This window comes from Pedobacter sp. V48, from assembly GCF_000523515.1.
Lineage (GTDB): Bacteria > Bacteroidota > Bacteroidia > Sphingobacteriales > Sphingobacteriaceae > Pedobacter.
Genome location: NZ_AWRU01000009.1, coordinates 26,953 through 50,986, shown reverse-complemented (window position 1 = coordinate 50,986; position 24,034 = coordinate 26,953). Strand labels below are relative to the sequence as shown.

The following is a 24,034-nucleotide window of genomic DNA, read 5'->3' as shown; positions in this document are numbered from 1 at the left end:
TATGACTAATCAGAGCCCTTCCATAAATTTCAGTGAGATCGATTTTGATCCTTTCGAGGATTTAAAGGAGATCGAAAAGATAGTATTAATTAATGAGCCACAAAGAGAAATCTGGTTATCCTGCATAATTGGTGGTAACCCTGCCAGCCTTGCCTATAACGAGTCTGTATCATTAGATTTAAAAGGAACATTTCATTTTGATGTTTTCAAAAAGGCATTCTCAAAAGTAGTAAAACGCCATGAGGCACTGAGATCTGTAATAAGTTCAAATGGAGAAAATCTAATCATTTATGATGACCAGGAGGTTGTTATGGACATCAAAGATTTTTCTTCTGAGACTGAAGCCGGCCAGCAAGATGCTTTGAGCAAGTTCATAAAAAACGAAATGAGCAATCCTTTTAACCTTCAGGAAGGACCTTTGTTTCGGGTATTTGTTCATAAACTGAGTGACAATCATCACTATTTTACATTGGTTATTCATCATATAATTGGTGATGGATGGTCGATAGGAATTATCCTTGAGGACTTAAGTAAATTTTATAATGCTTATGCTAAGGGCCTACCCATTTCCCTGCCTAATAACGGTCCCCAAATCAGTTCGTATGCTGAAGAACAAGCAGCATTCTTAAACAGTGCCGATTTTAAAAAAATTGAAAATTTCTGGTTGGAAACTTATCAGGGTATTGTCCCTGTTCTGGATTTACCGACGGATAACCCCAGACCTGTTACAAGATCCTATAAGGCAAATCGCATTGATCATAAACTGCCAATAGACTTAATTAATCAGCTAAAAGAAACTGGTATTAAGGCTGGTTGCAGTTTTGTAAATGTACTATTGAGTGCATTTGAGATTTTTTTATGCCAGGTGACAAAACAATCAAATATTGTAGTCGGGCTTCCGGCAGCAGGACAATCGGCTACTGAAAATTTTGAGCTCGTTGGTCATTGTGTTAACCTCCTACCGTTAAAAACAACCATCAACCTTGATGTTTCGTTCAACGAGTATCTTAAAGATAGAAAAAATGCTTTTTTTGATGCTTATGACCATCAACAATTCAGTTTTGGTCAACTAATTAAAAAACTAAGTATTAAAAGAGACAGCTCACGCATCCCTCTTGTGCCTGTTGTTTTTAATATCGATATGGGCATGGATAGCGCTGTATCTTTTGAGAACTTGCATCACAAACTTGTATCCAATCCAAGAGAATACGAAACATTTGAGATATTCCTTAATGCAACAGGTTCTAAAGAAGCTTTTACATTAGAGTGGACTTATAATTCGCAATTATTTAATGCCTCAACAATTGAACGGATGACAAATGAATTTGAGCTATTACTTAAATCGCTTGCTCAAAATCCTGACATTGAATTACAAAACATCATTTCTCATCATAAAGAACCTGTTCAACTGGAAGAAGGTTATTCCAGTGAAATTGAGAAAAATGTAGTACAGCTGATTAACCAGGTTGCCCTTTTAAATCCGTCTAAAGTAGCTGTGAGTTTTAATAATGAGAAACTCAGCTATGCAGAATTGATTAGTAAAGCTAACCAGCTTGCTTTATTGCTAATTAAAAAAGGTATAAAAACCGGAGACATAGTGGCCCTTGCGGCTGATCGCTCCACAAGCATGATGGTTTCCTTATTGGGAATCCTTAAAGCAGGGGCTGTTTATGTACCCTTAGATCCCGAATATCCACACGAAAGAATAGAGTTTATGCTTGAAGACTCTTCAGCCAAAATTTTACTCGTTTCCAGCAAACACAAGAACAAGTACCACAGCAAGGCGATTGAAATAATTATTGAGGATGTGTGGTCTGAGCTTGATAACTACGCTCATGTTGATCTTATAAGGGAATTTAAAACGAGTGATCTTGCTTATATTCTGTATACATCAGGCTCTACCGGTAAACCAAAGGGTGTAAAAATTACTCATAAAAATTTGGCCAATTTCCTACTCAGCATGCAAAAATATCCTGGCATTAGTTCCGATGACCGCTTGCTGGCCATCACAACTATTTCATTTGATATTGCAGGACTAGAGCTCTACCTTCCTTTAATAGCTGGTGCCCAAGTGATCATCGCTGATGCCGACTCAATAAAAGATGGAAGGATACTTTTAGACTTAATTGATGAACATCTTGTAAGTATTATGCAGGCGACGCCTTCAACCTGGCAGATGATGATTGACTCTGGCTGGGAGAAAAAATATCCGATAAAGATATTAACCGGAGGAGAAGCTTTACCAAAAGAGCTTTCAGACAGGCTACTGACAAGATCAAATGAGGTATGGAATATGTATGGCCCAACTGAAACAACAATTTGGTCGGCCATTAAACGTATTACATCCCAAGACAGGTTAATCACGATAGGATTGCCTATCGATCACACAGAGATCTACGTACTTGATGAAAAAGGTAATACATTACCTGTCGGCATGCCAGGGGAAATATATATTGGTGGTTTTGGGGTTGCAGATGGATACCTCAACCGACAAGAACTTACATCGGAGAAATTTGTCTTGGATAGTTTTAATAAATCAAATGGTTCAAAATTATACAGAACCGGAGACTTAGGTAAGTTACTTGAAAATGGCGAGTTTCAATGTCTCGGCAGAATTGATCAACAAGTAAAAATACGAGGCCATAGAATAGAATTGGGCGAAATTGAAAGTATACTATCTTCTCAGCAGAACGTAAAACAATCTGTTGTAGTAGCCCAGGGTGATGCTATTTCTGATAAACGCTTAATTGCCTATGTAACATTAAATGATAACGGGCAAGAAGATAGTCTTTCATGGAAAGACAGGTGGGACACCTTATATAACATAGGTGCAGAGTCTAGACAAAATCTTGGAATCTCTGACCAAAATCTTGACGACACTTTACTTGAACATTATAAAAATAAAACTGATTTAGCTGCGCAATCATCTCAGTGGCTGCAAGCATCTGTGGAGCGCATTAAGCAACTTAATCCTAAAAGAATCTATGAAATTGGGAGTGGTGCGGGTCAATTGTTGTTTGAATTAGCTCCCCAAGCAGATTACTATGTAGCAACTGATTACGCAGAAACAGCTATTGAGAAACTAAATGAAAAAATTTTATCCGATTCTGAGAAATGGGGACACGTTAAAGCAATGGCCTGCCCTGCTGATGATTTCTCATTTGTATCAGAAGAGCGTTTTGATCTGATATTATTACATAGTGTTGCTCAATATTTTCCTAACGCAAAGTATTTAATTGATGTTATAAAAAAATCAGTTGCCGCAATTGATCATTCAGGATGCATATTTATTGGAGATATGCAAGGAAAAAACACACTCGAAATGTGTCATGCAATGGATTATCTTCCTAATTCTTCTGATGAAAACACGTTAGCTAAATTTAAAGAAACTGTGCTCAATAGAGTTAAAATTGAGGACGAATTTGTTGCCGACCCTGAGTTCTTTTACAATCTTCAAAAGTTGATACCTAGCATTAGCGGAATTGACATACAGCTCAGAAGAGGGCAGTTGCTAAATGAAACCACAAAGTATCATTACGACGTATGGCTCTATGTTGGTAAAACTCATCATGAAAAGGCACCCGAGATTAAAGTCGACTGGAAAGATGATCAGATGCAACTCGATAAAGTTAGACATCTTTTAACTGCAAACACAAATTCTGTACTGGAAGTTAAAAATGTATTAAACTCCAGAACTGCTCCAGATTATAAGTTACTACAGTTGATCAATAGTGAAAATTCAGGCTTATCAATTAAACACATTAAAAAAGAAATAAGCGCATTAAAGGAAGGCTTGGACCCTGATATTTTCTGGAATATTGGTACGGAATTTAATTTTAAGGCCTACATAAAATGGAGTACCGATGGAACTGATGGTACTTATGACGTTACCTTCATTCCTTTGACATTTGAAAATGCGCTTCCACAAAATCCATATAAGTCTTCATTAGAATCGGACATCTATAACTTTGCAAGAACACCCTTTTCAAAGAACGAAATACTGTTGTCAAAAGAGGTTATCCAGAACTGGAAACAGGAGCTTTACAAAACACTCCCAACCTATATGATTCCTGAAGAATTTGTAGCATTAAAAAGCTTCCCTTTAACGCCCAATGCTAAAATCGACAGAAATGCACTTCCAATCAGGATTTCAAAAAAAGCTATTAAATCCGGTAATGGACTGTCACCCAAAACAAAAAATGAGCAGATAATATCAGACATTTGGTTGGCAGCACTTGAGCTGGAGAATATTAAAACAGATGATGACTTTTTTGAACTCGGTGGTCATTCACTTCTTGCAGTAAAAGTAATGGTTGCTATTGAGAAAGAAACCGGTAAGCGGCTTCCTTTAGCTACTCTTTTTGAAAATTCAACTATTGAAAAATTAGCACTTCAATTATGCCAGGATAACAGGGAAAATAGCTATCAATCAATTGTTCCAATTAAAACTGTTGGTACTAAAGATCCTATTTTTTTAATTCATGGTGGTGGTTTAAATATTCTTTTGTTTAAATCAATAATAGAACATCTTGATGAGGACCAACCAATATACGGGATACAGGCATTGGGGCTTAACAAGGAAACTGAAATCCCTCCTACTATCGAAGGAATTTCGAAGAAACTTATAGATGAAATTTTAAAAGTTCAGCCAAATGGCCCGTATTCTTTTGCTGGTTATTCATTGGGAGGTTTTATAGCTTTCGAAATTGCTAAGCAACTGAAAGAAATGGGTAAAGAGATCAAAATACTTGGTGTTATTGATACCTATGCAGGTTCAAATTCCGGACAGGAAACTAAGTTAAATAAGCTAGCAACAAAAGTCCAGCGTCAATTCTACAAGGTGCCATTCTTTACAAAGTCTTTCATACACCAGCCTAAAGAAACCTTAGAATATCAGTTTAAAATAATCAAAGACAAATTTGAGGCATTAATGTATTCGACAGATTCTATGGAAAAAGACATTTTTACAGGATACGAGAAAGAGATATACAAAATTTATAGCAAAGCCTTAAGTGATTATGTTCTGGCTCCTAGTAACCTAAGGGTAACACTTTTCAGAGTTGAAAAAAGGTTGTATTATTTGGATGATCTTGTTAGCTTGGGATGGAATAATTTTGCGAAAGAAGGGGTGGATATTAAAACTATACCCGGTGATCATAAGACTTTCTTACATTCACCAAACGATAAAATATTTGCTCAAATATTGCAAAAAACGATAGATAAAGGCTAAGTTCCGAAAATGAATGCTAATCCAATAGATGCTAAATGGAAAATTTTTTCTGACAAGATCGAGCTGCAAAACGACACTGTTTATGTATTTAGGATTTTTGCTCAAAAATATTATCCAGTTGCTGTTGAATTAAAGGACATCTTATCAGCTGATGAAGCTTACAAAGCATCCCGATACTTTCATATCAACGATAGGAAAAACTACGTATCGGCAAAAACGGCGACTAGAATGATCTTATCTAAATTGCTTTGTAAGGACCCTGAAAAAATTCAATTTCTTCTTTCCCCAAATAAAAAACCTTATGTCGAAGGAATTGAATATAATGTTTCGCACAGTGGTGATCAGATATTAATTGCAGTGTGTAAAAAGCCAGTGGGTATTGACATTGAATACATAAATAGAAGCTTTAACATCGAGTCGCTGGTCGCTTCTGTTTTTAATAGTGATGAGACTTCTGATCTTAATCTAAGCAAGGATTTAAGTTTAGCTTTCTATCATCTTTGGACGAAAAAAGAGGCGCTCCTAAAAGCCACAGGAGAAGGCTTAGTTGACGATTTAACTCAGATTTCTGTTTTACATGATTCAATTAAAAGGGGTAATACCTTATTCCTGATTAAAAGTTTTTTATCTACCCCAGAGTATATTTGGAGCCTGGCTTTTAGTAGTGAAATCAGTAAAATCGTTTATCTTGATTATCAATAGACCTTTTATTTTCGTTTCGATTTTTCCCACGCTGCACTTTGGGTCTTTTTAAAATACCTGATTATTCCGGCTAATACTGCATAATTCATCATACAAAAGTAATATGGCACAAAAAAAACCTTTACTTTTATATTTTTGCTTTCAAAAAACCAACCGATCAGGCTCATTCCATAGAAAAACACCTGGCCGATAAATATCAATAAGTAAGTAGCCGAATTATACTTGTAAAGAATTAGCGCATTTAATATAAAGATTAAAATAAGGAGAAAAGGTGTAACAGTCCAACGCAGAACACGATGACTTATATATTGAAAAGTTAATAAAGGATAATTAAACGGATTGGCTGCTTTTTTTAAACGAAAGATAGATTGTATACCGCCAGCGGCAATCCTGATTTTTCGCTTTAACTCCTCGCTGGAGTTGGCAGAAGCTGTTTCAAGCGCATAAGCATTGGGTTCGTATGCAATAACATAGCCCCTTTCGGCTATTCTCATTGCGATCATATGATCATCGATAATGGTATCGGTTTCAATAGGTGCATAAAGTTTTGCCCTTATACTAAAAAGCTCTCCTGCTGCACCCACATTTGAATAAAGTTCATAATCCCATTTTTTTAATAAGGATTCATACTTCCAATAGAAGCCTTCTCCGGCAGAGCTGGCATCAGCGGTTGTATCAACAAAAATTCTTTTTTCACCAGCTACCGCCCCAACTTTCTCATTCTGATAGTGTTTTACTAATTCCTGAACAGCATGTTTGTTTAAGAAGGTGTTTGCATCTGTAAAAATTATAATTTCTCCCTCTACATATGGTATAGCTCTTTCTATGGCTGCCATTTTGCCCCCCCTTACATCTATATGCAGTAACAGCAAATCTTTAAACTGCTTCACTTTATCTGGGGTACTATCAGATGAGCCATCCGTTATGCATATAACCTGCAGCCTTCCTTCAGGATATGCAAGTTCTAAGGTATTTTCGATCTTCTTTTCAATAATATCTTCCTCATTATAAGCTGCAATCATTATAGTAACAAATGGTTCAATCTTATCTAACGGAAGAACAGTTTTAGTTTTAAAGAGTCTTTTTAGTTTGATAATTATAAACAGTACAAAACCATACCCAACAAAAGTGTATACTACTACAAAAAGGCAWAWSYRGNRSGCWANRATSRYWAATTTTTAATTTTGAATCCCAATTTACTACTGTTTTTGGAGTTAACGAAATTCCACAACACCCCCTTTACGATCCATTTAATCAAATCGAAACGTTTTTTTGATAAATATAAAATCATCTGCTTTGTACATGCGAATAAAATATAGTAAACACCAAAAATAAAGGTGGTTAAATTGCTCGTATTTCTTCTTATAAAAAGCAATCTGTTTCTGGTCATGAAATAAGTTTTAATATCACTTTCTTTCCCAACACTCATAGACTCTTTATGATAGACTCTTGTTTTACCTGTAAACCAAATCTTTTTTCCCGCTTTTTTAAATTTCTCACACCAATCAAGCTCCTCATAATACAGAAAAAACTCTTCCGCCATTAAACCAGCTTTTAACAGATCTTTCCCTCTACACATCATCGCAGCTCCATGACAATATGCAGTTTCCCTGCTATCGTTATTAAATTGACCCGTATCAGTTTCCATATTTCCGATTCCCTTATTTCTACATGTCAGGTAATTCATTTCGGTAAAACCCGCATACTGAATGATTTGAGGGTTCTCAAAAAATAAAATTAAAGGAGAGATTATACCTATATCCTGATTATTATCTAGCTCCAATCTCAGTGTATCTACCAAACCATCAACAATTTCAGTATCATTGTTCAAAAACAAAAGATAATCGCCGGTAGCCGCTTTAATACCTAAATTATTTCCACCGGCAAATCCAAGATTTTCAGTCGAACGGATATATATTAAACCGTCGTACGCAGCCCTAAAATCATGCTCATGATCAATTCGACTTCCATTATCAACAAGAATTAGTTGAATTTTTTCTTTTGAAGTATGCTTTTTAACAGAACTAAGAAAAGCTATGGTAACTTCTGGCTGATTAAAATTAACTGTAATAATTGAAGTTATACCCATCTATTGACTAAAGTAGTTATTATTTGTATTGTTTCAATAAATTGCATAAGATATACTCTATTTAGCTTCAACAAAAACTGGAGTTTCGGTAACTTCAATTTCGAGTATTCCATTATCAGTGTCAACTTCTTTACTGGTCATTTGGTTGGATCCAGGATTAAGCGTGCGTATAATGGCCTTTTTAGCAAAATTCAAGTCAAGCTCATATTTTTCTTTTCTGTCAACCTCGTCTGGAACTACTAATATATACATGCGTTTTTTACCAGATTGATAAATATCAACCAATGGATCCTGGTTAATGGTATTATAATAATAGTAATTCCCCATTAATGCAGTAATCTGATGAACATAATCTGCTACAGCCCTGCGCTTCCCTGTTTTATCCAATAAACCGGAAAACCCGTAAGGTGTTCCAGTATCCGTTCCGGGATCATTATTATCATAAAGCTGATAATAGAAAACCCTATCGATTCCCTGTCTGGCATATAACAACCCTAATCTTATTAACCAGTCGGCTTGAGTGATTTCATTTGATTTTGATCCAATTGGTATTGCCCTTTGCACGCTTCTTTCACTAAGGTCATATCCTGTTTCTGTTGACCAAACTTCTACCCCCTTATTCAATTTGGAAGCAAAATCAGTAAAGCTTCCTGCAATTTTTGTCATACTGTTTGTTTCAGGTGCTACTCCCCTCTTTTTCCCTGTAAATTTCGCAAACCAACCCGTATAATCGTTAGAATACATGTSKTANATTAATCACATCAAAGCATAGGTCAATGTCTCCATTTTTCTTATATCCTCTATTCTTCTTACACCATTCAACCATTCGATCAACAAACTCAACATTTGGTTTAGCGATGCCTCCCATTACTACTTTCATAGTAGAGTCCGCAGTTTTTACACCAACATCCTTCCCTAAGGTACCTTTATGACCATCGTAAAATGCAGACAATTGTGCAGCATGTTCTTCCGGGGTTTGCTCGCTGTCCTTACCTTTCCACCATTTATCAGGTTCATTACCACTTTCTATATATTTTACATATCCTAAGCCAATAACAGGATGCTCGGCTTCTTTTGGAACTTTAATTAATTCTTTTTCAATCTTTGAATTATGTCCATATCTGGCTGCAAACTGAAATCCTGCACGTGCAATTTCTATATAAGACGCGGGATTATCTCTTTTTGCCCCATAACTTACGGGGATTAAATCTCTTTGTCTTTTGGCAACCGGATAAGTATTAATTAACCAATTAGGGATAGTTTGAATATCAACTAAAACAACCATACTATCCTTATGACATTTTTGATATACTTCGTCATAGCTCCAGCCCCCTTCAGGCTTATGATTAAATCTAAAAACTCCTTTTTCAGGCTCTATCCGCTCCCAATCAAGAAAATGTCTGAAACCACTAAAATTGGTTACGAGATTAAATTTTGAAGTATCAAAATTATATTTTGAATCATAAAAGTCCCATTCAAAACCGTTTACTCCAAACATATCCTTAATTTTAACTTGCTTTGTTCTAAGAGCGGGGATATTTATAACATCTTTTTTATCTTGAGTGCAGCTCGCTGAAATCAAAACAATGGTAATAAAAACCAGTCCAATGATCACATTATTTTTTTTCATATACTTCTAATAATCAAATACCATGCTAATTCAATTAAGTAGTTCGACCAATAAACACTCGGTCAAGATAATTAATCTACATGAAGATAGTTTTTTTTATAGATTTGTTTAGATAGGTACGCATATATGTTGTCTTAAATAATATAATTAAGTTTGTATAAACTCCATGGTTCACGCAATCACTCAAAAGCTCAAAACGCTTAGCACCAATTTAAACCTAAAAAGAACGCTCAAATTAGTTTGGTTGGCAGCAAGGGGGTGGATGCTTGTTTCCATTGGGATGATCCTGGCAGAAACCCTGTTATTCATGGGATCATTTTATGCCTTAAAAATTCTGGTAGACAAGATCTCTGCAACAGAATTCATCCATGCAAACCAGGAGGGCACTATCTTAAAATATGTTGTTATCGCCGGAATTATAGCTGTTTTTTATGCTATTGCACGGGCTGTTTCAGTGTATACTACCGAAGTTCAGGCAACTAAAGTAGCTAATTACATTGATGAAAAAATTCATGAATCGGCCATCCAAATGGATCTCTCTTACTATGAAAGTCCTGATTATTTTGATATCCTAAAGCGAGCAAAAGATGCTGGTGCTGATCGTCCAAATCTTGTAGTAACCACACTAATTGAAATTGCCAAAAACACCCTTAATCTTTGCGCAGTTGGTTCTCTTTTTATCACAATTAACTGGATACTGTTACCCCTGTTAGTTGTTTTCATTCTGCCAACACTTTTCGTAAGGATTTATTTTGCAAACAAACAGAATATCTGGAGAATAAAGCACACTAAACTAGAGCGTAAAGCTGCTTATCTGAGTAATCTGATCACCTCTGATCAGCCAGCCAAAGAGATTAGGAGTTTCAATTTGGGCAATTACTTTAAAAACCTCTATCAAAGCATTAGAATAGAGGTTATAGATCAAAAAATAAAGCTAAGCTACAGACGTACTTTGAATGAATTATTTACCACCTCACTTGCCAGCATTGGCTTTTTTACCTGTATAGGCTATATTGCTTTAGGAACAGTTAGCGGAAAAACCAGTGTAGGTGATATCGTTTTGTTCTTAATGGCATTTCCTCAGGCCTTTACTTTAATGCAAAATATTGGTGCTGGAATCTCTATTTTATATCAGAATAGCATTTTCATAAACAGCATATTTGAGCTTTTTGATCTTCAAACTGATATGACTAATGAAACGATTGGTAAGCCTGTGCCTGTGGAAGATGTTACCAATCTGGAACTTAAAAACATTAATTTCATCTATCCGCATTCGGATAAGCCAACTCTAGTTGATATCAATTTAAAAATCCCATCTGGGAAAATAATTGCAGTAGTAGGTTTAAATGGTGCAGGTAAATCCACACTAATAAAACTCCTCTGCAGGCTCTATGAGCCCAATTCTGGCACAATAACCTTAAACGATACAGATATCCAGAGCTTTGAGAAATCGGAATACAGGAAACAGGTAAGCGTAGTTTTTCAGGATTTTTCCCGTTATAATGTTTCAGCAGCAGATAACATTAAATTCGGTGATATAGACAGACCTTACAGTGAAAATGATATTGTTAAAGCAGCTCAAAATTCTGGGGCACACTCATTTGTAGAAAAATTCCCTTATGGATACAAAACCATGATGGGGAGAGTCTTTGAAGATGGTCAGGAAGTAAGCATTGGACAGTGGCAAAAATTAGCCATTGCGCGAAGTTTTTATAGCAATGCCCGCCTGTTGATACTAGATGAGGCCACAAGTGCTTTAGATGCCATTGCTGAGAAGGATTTATTTGATAGCTTTAGAAGCCGTATTGGCAATAGATCGGCTTTAATTATAAGTCACAGGCATTCTGCTGTTAAACATGCTGATTATATTTATGTGCTTTCGGCAGGAACCATTTCACAGCAAGGAACAGACCAGGAATTACTTTCCTTAAAAGGGGACTATGCAGATTTGTTTAAAGAAGATAGTGTGAAAAATAAATTATTTTAATGAGGCGTTTAAAAAAAATTTCAATAATAACCTGCTGCATGGATGACTGGGGAGGAAGTGAGGAACTTTGGGCAAAAAGTATCCCTATGATAAACAATTCGTCTATTACCGTATATAAATCCAAAATTAATTTTCTGCATGCTGAATTTGTAAAGTTAAAACTTGCAGGAGCTACATTTATTGAACTTGAGCCTAAGCTTTCCTTTTCTAATAAAGCAACAAGAAAATTAAAACAACTTTACCAAAGAATTTTAACTAATAATTTTACCGACAACCATGCGCTAAACAAATTCCGCGCATCAATAAAAGATAACAAACCAGACTTGGTTATTATTGCCCAGGGAATAAATTTCGATGGGCTCATTTATGCTTATGAATGTTTCAGACTAAACATCTCATATGTAATAATTGCACAAAAAGCGGTTGATTTCTTTTGGCCTTACCATACCGATAGAAGCTATATGAAGGAAACCTTGCTTAGAGCAAAAATGAATTTCTTTGTATCCAATCATAACAAACAGTTAACTGAAGAGCAATTCGGAATAAGACTTCCAAATAGCAAAATTGTTTTTAATCCGGTTAAAACCAATGTTACCCCTCTACCCTTTCCTACAACCAGTAAGGGCTACCAACTGGCCTGCGTTGCCAGACTATTTATAATTGATAAAGGTCAGGACATTCTACTGAGAATTATGAATAAAGAAAAATGGAGAACCCGGCCTATCACGATCTCTTTTATAGGAAGTGGACTTGATGAAGAAGGTTTGAAAGAGATGGCAAAACTTTTAAACATCAACAATGTTAAGTTTATCGGCTATCTTGATAATGTTGAGAATGTTTGGGCAGAGCATCATGCTCTGGTTCTCCCGTCCAGAAGTGAGGGACTTCCCTTGTCTATGATAGAAGCTATGTCAGTAGGCAGACCTGTTATTGTAAGCAACGCAGGCGGAAATGCAGACATAATTGAAGATGGAATTAATGGATTCATAGCGGAAGCAACCGAAAGAGATTTTGAATTGGCTATGGATCGGGCATGGGAAAAACGGGAAGAATGGAAAAAAATAGGAGAACAAGCTTCCTTACACATTTCCAAACACATCCCCTCTTCCCCTGAAACTGTTTTTGCTAATTATTTAAACGATCTAATAGATGAGCACTAATCCTTTGGTTTCGATAATTATTCCGACCTATAATAGAGAAAAAAAGTTGCCTGATGCAATTCACAGTGCAATCAATCAGACTTACAAAAATGTTCAAATCATTGTGGTTGATGATGGATCTACTGATCAAACTAAAGAACTTATAGCAAAATATCCTGAAATAGAGTATTACTGGAAAGAAAATGGCGGACAGGCCTCAGCAAGAAATTTTGGCCTTAGCAAAGCCCAAGGCACAATTCTCGCTTCTCTGGATTCTGATGATATATGGCATCCTGATTTTTTGGAAAGTTGCCTAAAAAAGTTAGAGAGTGAACAGCTCGACTTTGTGTTTGCAAATTGGGACCAAGACACTAAAAACGGAGAGAGCTGGAGTTTTTTAAATAACGACCCTTTCTTAAAACCTTATTTCGGCAAAGAAAAAGACCATTGGATTAACTTAAATAATCTCGATCTTCGGGATCTTTATATTCAAGCCTGCCCCTCTCCTTCGTCTTCATTAGTGATGCGGAAATCATCAGTTGTATCTGGCTGGGATGAAAACATGAACATCGGCGACGATTGGTGTTTATATCTTGAAATGATACTTACAAAGGAATGCAAAGCCGCATTTACACTAAATAAACTTTGGAGAAAAAGAGTAGATGAAATAAATGTTTATGACGGAAGAAAATGGAGCGAAGTCTTAGAACTCCTCTACGTTGCGGATTTGAAAGCTAAAATGACTAAGTTTAGCGCACTCTTAACACAGAATGAGCAGAAACAGATGGAGGAGAGATATATGGCAAGTTTAATTGAACTTTCAAAGCATAATCTTATTAGGGAACTTAATCTGCTAAATTCGGTTAGATTATTAAAAAAATCATTTAATATAAATATCCCGTATACACTTAAAACAATACCTCAGGTCTTCTTGATCGGCTTTCAGCGAAAGATAAACTCCTTAGCCAATAAATTTAAAAAGACAAACCTACACTCCTAAAGCCATTAATGAAAAAAATCATCAGATCTGCAGATTGGTGGGAATACAAATTACCTCCGCTCCTTGCAATAGGTTATGCTACTGCCCTTAAGGTAAATGGATCTTTTTTATCAATAGTACCTCATCTGTTATTCCTGCTTCTCTCACTGATTATAGGTGCAATTTACGTTAGTATAATTAACGACATAACAGATATTGGAATTGACAATACTCAAGGAAAGAAAAACAGAATGGCAAATGTCAAAGTATATTTTCATTGGCTGCTTCCAATTACACTAATATTAATTGGCTGCTTTTGTGCAAGTCTTTTACTACCGGACCTGAGATCCGTCATTTTGTATTGTATTCCGTGGGTTAGTTTCTCCTTATACTCTTTTAAGCCAGTCAGACTTAAAGACAGAGGAATATTAGGTGTGTTCGCAGATGCCTCTGGTTCACATATTTTCACCAGCCTTTTAATGATCAGTAGTATAAGTTTTATCGCGCATGCCCAAATGGATTGGATATGGTTTATAAGCACCGGGGTATGGGCAATGTGCTATGGAATAAGGGGAATTTTGTGGCATCAATTCCATGATCGGGAAAATGATATTATCACCGGAACCAATACTTATGCAAGCAATTTGAACCCCGACAATTTTAAAACAAAGGAAATCATGATATTTGTGTTAGAGGCCATTTCATTGCTCGTTATGCTCAGCAATCTATTTATGCCCTTACCTGTATTGTTTCTGGGTCTATATATCCTTTTGGCTTTCATCAGATCAAAATCATTTGGTTATAAATCTGTTCTTGTGATTAGCCCGCAAAATCAACCATTACACATCTTAATGGCTGATTATTATCAAGTATTTCTTCCAATATCCTTACTGGTTACCGCTTCCATAGATGACTATCGCATATGGTTTATATTGATAGCACATATACTTCTTTTTCCAAAAAAACTATTGTATATAATTAAAGATTTTTGGAGATATACAAAATCAAGACTCGAATTTCTTTTTAATTAGCTTCGGCGGCCTTTATTTTCTTAAACCATTCGTACGCCAATCTATCCAAACCTTTTTCTGTAAAATGAACAGCCTCATAACGATAATAAGCTAAGTTCAAAGAATCGGTATTCGGGCCTTCAATTACCCCAGGAACCTCTTTTGCGACCTCTTGCTGAGCTTCCGTAATACCTTTATTTATTCCTAATGGGTTGTTATTATTATAAGGAAAATAAGATGTTATTGATGTATAGAACGGGGCTTGGATATTTCGTTTTCTAAATACATTGATCAGCATTTTTAGTCTTTCTTTATACTGATTTTTACTTGTTCCATCTACATTGTCAGTTTCTCCCTGCTGCCAAAAAATATGTGTAGGTTTTATATTATCCTTTCCTAAATAATTTAGTGTCTGATCCAACTTCTTTGCAGAGCTTTCCTCTACCCACGACTGAATAGATGTAGAGCCAATACCTATTGGAATAATAATTACCTTTTTATAAAGCCCGCTATCGATCAGCATGTCACCAAGTCTTGACCAAACGCTTGTCCCTTTCCCATCAGGACCCAACAACGGCTCCTCTGCTTTATAAATATCGCCCTTGTAATAGTTATAAACCTCATTGCGACAATGGTAACCTCCTTCACCATAATTCGCTGAATTGGATTGCCCAAATGCAAAAAATATCATTATATCATTTGATTTTATAACTTTATCTTTATCAGCTATCGCTTTCCTGAGATGTAAATGATCTCTTAAAAATTGTCCATTGATTAAATACTCTCGGTTTCTGTCAGCTATAATGCCAATTATGCTTCCAATGATAAGCACACATATATATAATAAATATTTTTTTCTCATTAAATTAACCCTTGGGAAATTGCCAAAAACAATAAACAAAGATATCGTTTTAGTAAAAAATATACTTTTTTTTTATTTTTTTAGTGTCTTGCATTTAAAAGGCACGAAATATGCCTATAAAGTAGTCACTGAATTAACGTACGCTCATGAATCTAAAAGATAAAGTAATTATTTTTCTAGGGAATACCCACTTTAAAAGCGAGATACAGGCAACCTCCCTGTTTATCGCGCGTAACCTGGCAAAAGATAATAAGGTTTTTTTTATTGATTATCCTCTTACGCTTAAAGATTACTTTAGATTCAGAAATTCGACTCAGCTAAGTAAGTACAAAGAGAAGTTTTCCATTTTTTCAGATGGGTTATTAGATACAGACCTGCCTAACCTAAAGACCATAATCACCCCCCCAATAATTCCTATTAACTTTCTGCCCGAGGGTAAACTTTTTAGGTGGATGCTTAAAATAAATGAGTCTATAATAGCCTACCGCATAAAGAAAATTTTGAAAGCTAATAATATTTTGGAATTTATTTATATCAACTCGTTCAACTTTCACTATCCTAATGTAGGCAGGAAAATTAATCCAATGCTAACCATTTATCAGTGCGTTGATCCGATGATAGTGCCATATGATATGAGGCATGGAATTAAATCCGAAGAGAAGCTAGCTAGAGAAAGCGATCTGATCATCTGTACAAGCAAGGCATTATATAATGAAAAAAAGCTAGTTAACCCAAATACTTATTTCGTCCCGAATGCAACCGATTCATATCATTTATATGAAACCTTAAATGAAACAACTCCGATACATGAGAAGCTAAAAAATCTACCTAAACCAATAATCGGCTATCTTGGAACGATTGAGCGTCGTATAAATTACGAGCTCATTTTAGAAGTTATCCGGATGAATACAGATAAAACATTTGTTTTTGCCGGTCCTGTTGAAAACAGCTTTGTCCCGGAACTATTACAAAAAATGTCTAATGTACATATCATAGGTTCAATACCGTATAACGAAGTTCCATTGCTATTAAATAGCTTTACCGTAGCGATCATACCGTTTAAAAAAGACGATGTAAGTGACACTATTTTTCCAATTAAACTGTTTGAATATCTTAGTGCAGGAAAACCGGTAATAGCGACCGACTTCAACCCTGATCTGAAGGACTTCACAGATGATCTGGTGGAATACTGCAATGATGCAAATACTTTTTCCAGGGCTATAAATGATGCGATAGTCAATAATGACCACATCATAATTCAAAAAAGAAAGGAATTAGCCAAAAGGAATACCTGGAAAAACAGGACTAAAGAGATCGTTGAAATTATTAATTCTCATTTATCAGGAATCAAAAATTAACCTCTATAAATCATCAAATGCGTATTGCTCATCTTATAATGGCACATAAAAATCCTGATCAGCTGTTAATGCTTGTAGAAAGCCTGCAGCATCCGAATTTTGATATATACCTGCACGTCGATAAAAAAGTTGACTTAACCACTTTCAAGGACATAGGTGGAAATGTAAATATTATAAGAAACAGAACAGTCTGCAACTGGGGAGGCAATAGTTTTTTGAACGCTATAACCCACTCTTTACATGAAATTTTGGCAACGGGGAAGAATTATGATTTTATCAATCTCTTAAGTGGTCAGGACTATCCATTAAAATCTTCTGAGTATATCTATAATTTTTTTGAAAGTAAAAAAGGTATAAATTTTATTTCTTACGATGATACCAGTGTTTCGGAGTGGTGGAAACAGGCGAATGCCAGATATGAGCAATATCATTTTACAGACTTTACCGTTAGGGGTAGGTATCTTTTGCAGGCGGTATTAAACACTATTGCTCCGAGAAGAAAATTCCCTATTCCAGTTGATCTCTATGGAGGAAGTAATTCGACCTGGTGGACTATAAGTGGGGAATGCGCTAAATATCTTGATGACAAATTCTACACTAATTTAAAACTTCGTCAATTTCTTAAATATACCTGGTCTCCTGATGAGTTCATTATAGCAAGTCTAATTATGAACTCAGAATTCAAAAACCGAGTGCTAAACAACAACCTCAGGTATATCGACTGGTCTGAGCAAAAGGCTCATCCAAAGATACTGGTCATGGAAGATCTTCCTTCACTTACTAACTCCGACATGCTCTTTGCAAGGAAATTTGACACCACTATTTGTAAACAAATCTTAACTGTGTTACACAATCGTAGAAAAAAATCCTCGAATTAAGTCAAGATTAAAGGCATAAAAATCGCGCCGAAATAAGCAGCCACCTCCCTATACTGCCAGAATAAGGAATCTTTCTTAATTCGAAATAAATGTAATTTAATTGTCATAAAAAAAATCCGCTAAAACTATATTATTTTCATAAAAATGGGAAAAACCTTCCCCAATGCAACATTTCTGATATTTTAGATAGGCTGAATGGGTATTATTCAATTTATTATCTGTGCTAATAAATTTTTTTTTGCAGGAATTTCACTACAATTGCGGCATAGGATGACACCCCCAACTTATTTCAACTTATGAAGAATAGCTTTAGAATGCATTTAACCCTATTTGTTTTGCTAATAATCAGCATTTCATGCAAAAAAGCTGCAGAGCTTTTAGAGCCAATTACTCCCGTCCCAGTAGAACAGCCAAAGCCCACACCCCCAAAAGATAGTATAGCCGCTCCTAGTAAGATATTAAATATTGGCACTGGATCAGGAAATCTTTCTATTGATGGTAAAACTCTTAACATTTCTTCGGCAACACTTATTAAAATAAAAGGTGGATCCTATAAAGACATCCAGATCTCTAATATTAGCAATAAGAATTTTACCGTAACCATCCAGAACGATGGACTTATTCAGTTATTGGGTAATACACAAATCAGACTGTCTAATCTCAAAAATGTAATACTAGATGGTAAAGGCACTGCCGGAATAGAAAAGGGCTTCGTATTTAAAAATAGAACTGCCGATGGGGCATCAGTACTTCTTAAAGATAATATTGATGACTTTACGCTGAAGAATTTTTCATTTTCAAACCTGACTACATATGGGGTTATCCAATATGATTCAAGGAAAAATTATGATGGATCGGAGACCTCCTATTCAAATAACCTGAAATTTTTAAATATTGATTGTGATAATACAGGCACCCTGATAAGATTTAAGGGGTCTGCACAAAATAACCTCGTTACCGGGCTTGTAAGGAATGTGGAAATAGCCAATGTAATTTATAAAAACTCAAGAGCTGTTGGTAGTGTGGTTGTTATTGAAAATGCTGATTCTTTTAATATACATAACAATCTGGTTCAAAATGTTAATCAGGACAATAGCAATCACAATGGTATATTCTACCTACAGGGGAATGGAAAATTCTATAACAATTTAGTTAGAGATCATCAGGGAAATGCAATAAGAGCTTGGGCTTATAGTATAGGAACAACTCCAAAACAAGTATTAATATTTAATAATATTATTGTAAGTTCCAGAGAGTATAGTGCTTTTGAACTTCAATCGTTTCAAAGAAATATAATTCCAGGAAAAACTACCTATGTAAATGCTAAAGTATTTAATAATACCTGTGGAAACTTACTGCCAAAATCAGGATCTTTTCCGGCACAAGTGCTAGATATGTACAGTTTATTGGGTGGCAAATGCGAAGTAACAAATAACCTTGCGTACAAACTTGTTCTGGTCGGAAACAACAATAAAAACTATTTTTGGAATGAGTTAGAAAACACAAAACCCACTGGTTCGGGAAATAAGTACTTTAAGACCTATCAGGATGCAGGAATTACAGACGAAACATCATTTAATCTTAATAATAATTCTAAGGCAAAGCATTTAGGAGTATCTCTTTCAATTCAAAATTTTGATGCATTAATAAGTAAAGAAGTTAATCTAGACTATTACGGAAAAGCAAGAAATCCATTAACTCCATCTGTTGGGGCAGTTGAATAGCCTTAATGTGAACTGTTTTAATTAAATTTGGGAATATGAAATCTGGATATCTTTTGGTCTTTACCATATTTGCCGGTTTAAGTTGTAGTTGCTGCAAAAAGACTTTACCTGTCGCTACGGTAGAAGATAAAACGAATCTAAATTTAATTACCGAGGCTAACAAAGGCTCCCTGCCTTTTAAAAACATGCTGGGAGTAAATGGATTTGAATGGGAGTATATAAGTAACAACGGTTCAAATCAACTTGACAATTCCAGATTCGATCTCATTAAAACTTTTTCAGGCTTTAGACATTATCTTGATTGGGAAAAAATAGAGCCAAAAGAAGGATCCTTTGATCTAAATTTTTATGATCAGATTTATCAAAAAAACAGCGCCAATGATATCCAGTCGTTAATGTGCTTGCAGATCATGCCGGGATGGATGAGAAAAAGTTATCCTGAATATAATCCTGCTGATCCCTTTGGAAGTCTTAGAGACTATACTCCGGTTTCAAAAGGCAGCGATAAAAGTGAACCTTCATCCTACATTTCGATGGCAAAAGCTGGTTTCCAGATCGCTGCCAGGTACGGAAAAAATAAAAACATTGATAATGTTTTAATCAAGCATCCCGCGTACGAAAATAATCCAAAAATAGGTTTGGGTGTACTTAGCTATATAGAATGCAGTAACGAGCCTGATAAGAACTGGCGAGGTGCTGAAGCTCAGCAAACCCCTGAGCAGTATGCAGCTCAACTCTCTGCATTTTATGACGGACACATGGGTACATTAGGGAAAGATGTAGGCGTAAAAACGGCCGATCCTTACATGAAAGTCGTTATGGCTGGAATCGCTTTCCCAGAGCCAGAATTCGTTAAAAGAATTATTGACTGGTGCAAATCCAACAGGATTAAGGATGGTAAATATACTTTATGCTTTGATGTTATTAATTATCATCAGTATTCAAATGACAACTGGAAATCTGGTGCAGCACCCGAACTATCTGATATTGGAAGCGTTGCTTCAAGCTTCGTTCAATTAAGCAAGGACCATGCAGATGAAAGGCCGGTATGGGTAACTGAGTGCGGATTTGATGTAAATGATAAGAGTCCTCAACGGGCTATTGCTATTGGTACTAAATCTACAATAGATACTCAAGCCGACTGGATATTAAGAACAGCTCTTTTATATGCTAGAAAAGGGATCAATCGTACTTTTTTCTATATGTTAAATGATGTCAACGTTAATGATCCTACTCAATATTCATCTGCTGGATTGGTAGATAAAACAAAAAGAAGGCCTTCAGCCGATTTCATATTTCAGGCAAAAAAACTAATGGGCGATTACTTGTATCAAAGCACCTCTTCATTTGATCCACTTGTTGATCTGTATACTTCCGGTGATTCTAAAATTTATGTGCTTACTGTTCCCGATAAAAAAGGCAAAACAGCTGATTACACATTAAATCTTGGAAATGGAATTAAAGAAGTAACCATCTGTCATCCGAAGGCAGGAGCCGATGAAATGACTTTTCAGAAAATGGCCGTAACAAATCAAAAAATCAACATTAAAGTTACCGAAACTCCAACCTTTGTTAAGGTTAACTAATCCGACCGGATTTATTAAAAAACTTTCCGTAACTGCTTTTTAAAAGCGAAAACACATCCCTGTAACCACTACTATAGATATCTAAAAAGGTAAATCTCTGATAATAACGGTTCAAAGCATAAAATCCAATTATCATCCCTGTCAAAGTGCAAAAGATTGAAGCAGCAGCAACACCANARATMSKAMSMGTCAGTTTAATGGATAGCCAGTCAGTAACCACAGTTACTAAAACCATCAATACCACCTTTATAAAATTTATTTTTGGTAAGTGAATAATATCAAGAGTTAAACCAAAAAAGCGGTCTGCAGGGTATAATAGTGCGATAACCATAAATATCCTTAAAATGTTTGGCGCCTCTGTAGACACGTACTTTTCTCCACCTAAAATGAGTATAGCGTAATCCGCGAATATAAATACCAACACACTTAAAGGCAATAATGCAAAAGTGAGCATGCCTATGTACTTCTTCATAAGTAGTAGTACTTCTGATTTTTCTCCCGAATTAAAATGAGTTGATAATCCAGGCATTGCAGTAAAAACAAAGCTTCTTAAAGGAATTTCTATAAATGCAATCAATTTTATTCCGGCACCATAAATCGCAAGAGCCGCCGGTCCTAAAAACATTTTAATAATGAATGAATCTGTTGAGCTTAATAAAGTTGCACTCAGATTCGTACCCACACTAAACTTCCCAAAGTTATACATTTCCTGTACACCAGCTTTCGTTTTATATTTAAGTTTGGTGATATTGGCCCATCCACAAATAAGAGATAATGAACTTGATATCAGATTTGAGGATAAATAACAATACAGAACAGTATGGATATTTATCTTGTGTAAAAAGATGCAAATAAGCAGTAATACCAAAAAAGAACCTTGATTTGTAAAATTAAGAATGAGCAATCTATCAAAACGCTGTTTCCCTTGTAAAATACAATTGGACACGAAAAAAGGAAGTGAAAGCACATAATTAAGACTAAAAAACTTCAAAAACAAACTAATGCTCGTGTCCTTTACATACAATGAAGCAAAATAAGCAGGTATATTTATGACTACAAAAATCAAAGTAATTACAATTCCTATATACCATGTTGACCCTATAATTTCTCGCTGCCGCTGTTCACTTGCACCAGCATAAAATTTCACAAATGAAGTTGATAAGAAACCCGATCTAAAAGTATCAACCAGCAGTAAAACAGTAAGAAAGAAGCCCCAGTTACCCATGTCTTCTTTAGTAAGAAAACGCAAGAGAATCCCTAAAGTGACCACGCCAATTATAGCATTAACCCCATTACTGATTAGGGATAAAACATGTTTACTCTTTAGTAAATTGAATAAAAGTTTAATTTTAGATTTCATAAACTACGGCTTCCGGCTTAAAGTAAAATTAACGACAAGTTATTTAAACATGGAACTAAGCCTTGTCATGAATGCTTTTAACAGCCCTCCCTGCTCCATTAAACGACGGTCTGATGTCCAAACCAATGATCGGTTATCTGTTACCCGATAAAGTATGCCAAACTTGCTTCTTAATTTAAGTGCCATATACCCATCTTCATTCGCTCCCGGAGGATGCTCATAACCACCAACAGACAGGCCCTGGTCCTTTCTGTATCCGGAGCTGCATCCATATACATACATCGCCTCATCTTTATTTCTCTGTATTACTCTCTTAAAAAGATCACCAACAGTTTCATATAAAAAATAGGCTCCTCTATTTGCATCTTTATCAGGCAAAAAGGCAAATCTTCCATAAGCACAAGCCACATTATTATCCTTTAGAGGCAAACTGATCAGATCTACCCAATAGGGACTGTAAACAGAATCAGCATCAGCATTTATAATAACTTTTCCTTTTGCAGCAGCCAACCCTGCATTTCTCGCGTGCTTTACACCCTGCTTGTATTCAATTATAAAATTTGCACCAGTCAGTTCAATCAATTTTTGTGTATTGTCTGTAGAATTATTATTTACAACCAATATTTGAACCTGCTGAACGGTTATTGTTTTCGAGAGAGAAGACAGCGTTCTCAATATCGAATCTTCTTCATTATATGCTGGTATAATAACAGTCACATCAGGATGTTCAGGATTAAACCTATGCAAATCCCTGCGAATATCATCTACATGGTTAAGAAACCATTCAGCATTGTATTGATGCGCTTTAATGTAAGAAGGAATACTTAATGGTCTTAATGACATTTAGTTTGGATTTGAATAATAGTCTTAAATAATTGTGCCAGATTTTTCATTTAGAGATTTCCCTTTTTCATTTCATCAACGGCGTAAGAACATGCTCTGGCAGTTAATGCCATATAAGTTAGCGATGGGTTCTGACAAGCAGACGAAGTCATACAACTTCCATCAGTTACAAACACATTGTTTACAGCATGAATCTGATTAAATCTGTTTAAAACAGATGTTTTAGGATCTTTTCCCATCCTTGCGGTACCCATTTCATGCACTGTAGATCCACCGGGCTTATTATATGAGAAGGCGTCGATATCCTCAAATCCTGCATCAGAAAGCATTTCAGATGCCGTATCCTTAATATCACTCATCATTTTTTGCTCATTTTCTCTAAATGAAAAATCAATTTTGATCAAGGGCATTCCCCATTTGTCTTTTTCATCATTTGAAACAGATACTGTGTTATCAAAATATGGAAGGCATTCACCCCATCCTGCCATCCAAACTGTCCACGGTCCTGGGGTAGTTAGCTGTTCTTTAAAACTGGCTCCAAACCCCTTAAGGCCCTCTGATTTATCTGTCCATTCCTGACGCTCTCCGTGCCCTTGTATATTATATCCGCCAATAAAACCATGCTTATCTCCTGCCTCAAGATTTCTATACCTGGGA

Annotated in this window: 16 protein-coding genes and 1 pseudogene; 10 read left to right on the top strand and 7 right to left on the bottom strand. The window is 35.6% G+C overall.

All coding sequences use genetic code 11. From position 1 onward, the window contains the following. Nucleotide 1 precedes the first annotated feature (1 nt). Together N824_RS10470 and N824_RS10465 are read left to right on the top strand one after the other, a co-directional pair. A complete protein-coding gene (locus tag N824_RS10470) occupies nt 2-5,230 on the top strand; it encodes a non-ribosomal peptide synthetase (RefSeq protein WP_048905107.1) in 5,229 nt (1,742 codons plus the stop codon). A gap of 9 nt (nt 5,231-5,239) precedes the next feature. Continuing rightward, nucleotides 5,240-5,932: a 4'-phosphopantetheinyl transferase superfamily protein gene (locus N824_RS10465; protein WP_048905106.1), complete on the top strand. Its 693-nt coding sequence runs from the start codon at nt 5,240-5,242 to the stop codon at nt 5,930-5,932. Nucleotides 5,933-5,937: 5 nt separating this feature from the next. Here N824_RS10465 and N824_RS10460 read toward each other — a convergent pair whose 3' ends face one another. The 3 genes and pseudogenes from N824_RS10460 to N824_RS10450 all read right to left on the bottom strand — a co-directional run bounded on the left by N824_RS10460 (nt 5,938) and on the right by N824_RS10450 (nt 8,765). Beyond that, on the bottom strand, nt 5,938-6,954 hold the full coding sequence (locus N824_RS10460; protein ID WP_235207072.1) for a glycosyltransferase family 2 protein: 1,017 nt from the start codon (nt 6,952-6,954) through the stop codon (nt 5,938-5,940). Nucleotides 6,955-7,070: 116 nt separating this feature from the next. Then, nucleotides 7,071-8,021 (bottom strand): annotated as a pseudogene (locus N824_RS10455) (glycosyltransferase family 2 protein). 57 nt (nt 8,022-8,078) lie between these two features. Further along, nucleotides 8,079-8,765 carry a hypothetical protein gene (locus N824_RS10450; RefSeq protein WP_048905104.1) on the bottom strand — a complete coding sequence of 229 codons (687 nt, stop codon included), beginning with the start codon at nt 8,763-8,765 and terminating at the stop codon, nt 8,079-8,081. 1,052 nt (nt 8,766-9,817) lie between these two features. On the opposite strand from N824_RS10450, the gene N824_RS10440 reads away from it, so the two are divergent. From N824_RS10440 to N824_RS10425, 4 genes are read left to right on the top strand one after another with little or no spacing between them, the layout of a single operon-like run. Further along, complete coding sequence (locus tag N824_RS10440; protein WP_048905102.1) at nt 9,818-11,638, top strand: ABC transporter ATP-binding protein; 1,821 nt, start codon at nt 9,818-9,820, stop codon at nt 11,636-11,638. Between the two features lie 38 nt (nt 11,639-11,676). Continuing rightward, nucleotides 11,677-12,798: a glycosyltransferase family 4 protein gene (locus tag N824_RS10435; RefSeq protein ID WP_161662296.1), complete on the top strand. Its 1,122-nt coding sequence runs from the start codon at nt 11,677-11,679 to the stop codon at nt 12,796-12,798. Beyond that, nucleotides 12,788-13,777: a glycosyltransferase family 2 protein gene (locus N824_RS10430; RefSeq protein WP_048905100.1), complete on the top strand. Its 990-nt coding sequence runs from the start codon at nt 12,788-12,790 to the stop codon at nt 13,775-13,777. The genes N824_RS10435 and N824_RS10430 overlap by 11 nt, the downstream gene beginning before the upstream one ends. An 8-nt stretch (nt 13,778-13,785) precedes the next feature. After that, the gene (locus tag N824_RS10425) at nt 13,786-14,787 is read left to right on the top strand and encodes a UbiA family prenyltransferase (protein ID WP_048905099.1); all 1,002 of its coding nucleotides are present in this window, start codon (nt 13,786-13,788) and stop codon (nt 14,785-14,787) included. On the opposite strand, the gene N824_RS10420 is transcribed toward N824_RS10425, so the two are convergent. Next, entirely contained in the window at nt 14,780-15,628 is an 849-nt protein-coding gene (locus N824_RS10420; protein ID WP_048905098.1) for a sialate O-acetylesterase, read from the bottom strand. The genes N824_RS10425 and N824_RS10420 overlap by 8 nt on opposite strands. A 146-nt stretch (nt 15,629-15,774) precedes the next feature. Between N824_RS10420 and N824_RS10415 the strand changes: the two genes are divergently transcribed. The 4 genes from N824_RS10415 to N824_RS10400 all read left to right on the top strand — a co-directional run bounded on the left by N824_RS10415 (nt 15,775) and on the right by N824_RS10400 (nt 21,174). Continuing rightward, nucleotides 15,775-16,986: a glycosyltransferase gene (locus N824_RS10415; RefSeq protein ID WP_048905097.1), complete on the top strand. Its 1,212-nt coding sequence runs from the start codon at nt 15,775-15,777 to the stop codon at nt 16,984-16,986. Nucleotides 16,987-17,003: 17 nt separating this feature from the next. Then, nucleotides 17,004-17,864, top strand: coding sequence for a beta-1,6-N-acetylglucosaminyltransferase (locus N824_RS10410; RefSeq protein WP_052334112.1), 861 nt, complete (start codon nt 17,004-17,006; stop codon nt 17,862-17,864). Nucleotides 17,865-18,160: 296 nt separating this feature from the next. After that, nucleotides 18,161-19,588 carry a hypothetical protein gene (locus N824_RS10405; protein ID WP_152542164.1) on the top strand — a complete coding sequence of 476 codons (1,428 nt, stop codon included), beginning with the start codon at nt 18,161-18,163 and terminating at the stop codon, nt 19,586-19,588. A gap of 35 nt (nt 19,589-19,623) precedes the next feature. Further along, nucleotides 19,624-21,174: a beta-galactosidase gene (locus tag N824_RS10400; protein WP_048905095.1), complete on the top strand. Its 1,551-nt coding sequence runs from the start codon at nt 19,624-19,626 to the stop codon at nt 21,172-21,174. Here the strand turns inward: N824_RS10400 and N824_RS10395 are convergent. The 3 genes from N824_RS10395 to N824_RS34135 all read right to left on the bottom strand — a co-directional run. After that, nucleotides 21,167-22,534, bottom strand: a complete 1,368-nt coding sequence (locus tag N824_RS10395; RefSeq protein ID WP_048905094.1) for a lipopolysaccharide biosynthesis protein — start codon at nt 22,532-22,534, stop codon at nt 21,167-21,169. The two genes, N824_RS10400 and N824_RS10395, sit on opposite strands and share 8 nt — an antisense overlap. A gap of 39 nt (nt 22,535-22,573) precedes the next feature. After that, the gene (locus N824_RS10390; protein ID WP_048905093.1) at nt 22,574-23,377 is read right to left on the bottom strand and encodes a glycosyltransferase family 2 protein; all 804 of its coding nucleotides are present in this window, start codon (nt 23,375-23,377) and stop codon (nt 22,574-22,576) included. Nucleotides 23,378-23,427: 50 nt separating this feature from the next. Continuing rightward, nucleotides 23,428-24,034: GMC family oxidoreductase (locus N824_RS34135; protein WP_048905251.1), on the bottom strand; the 607-nt coding region annotated here is incomplete at its 5' end.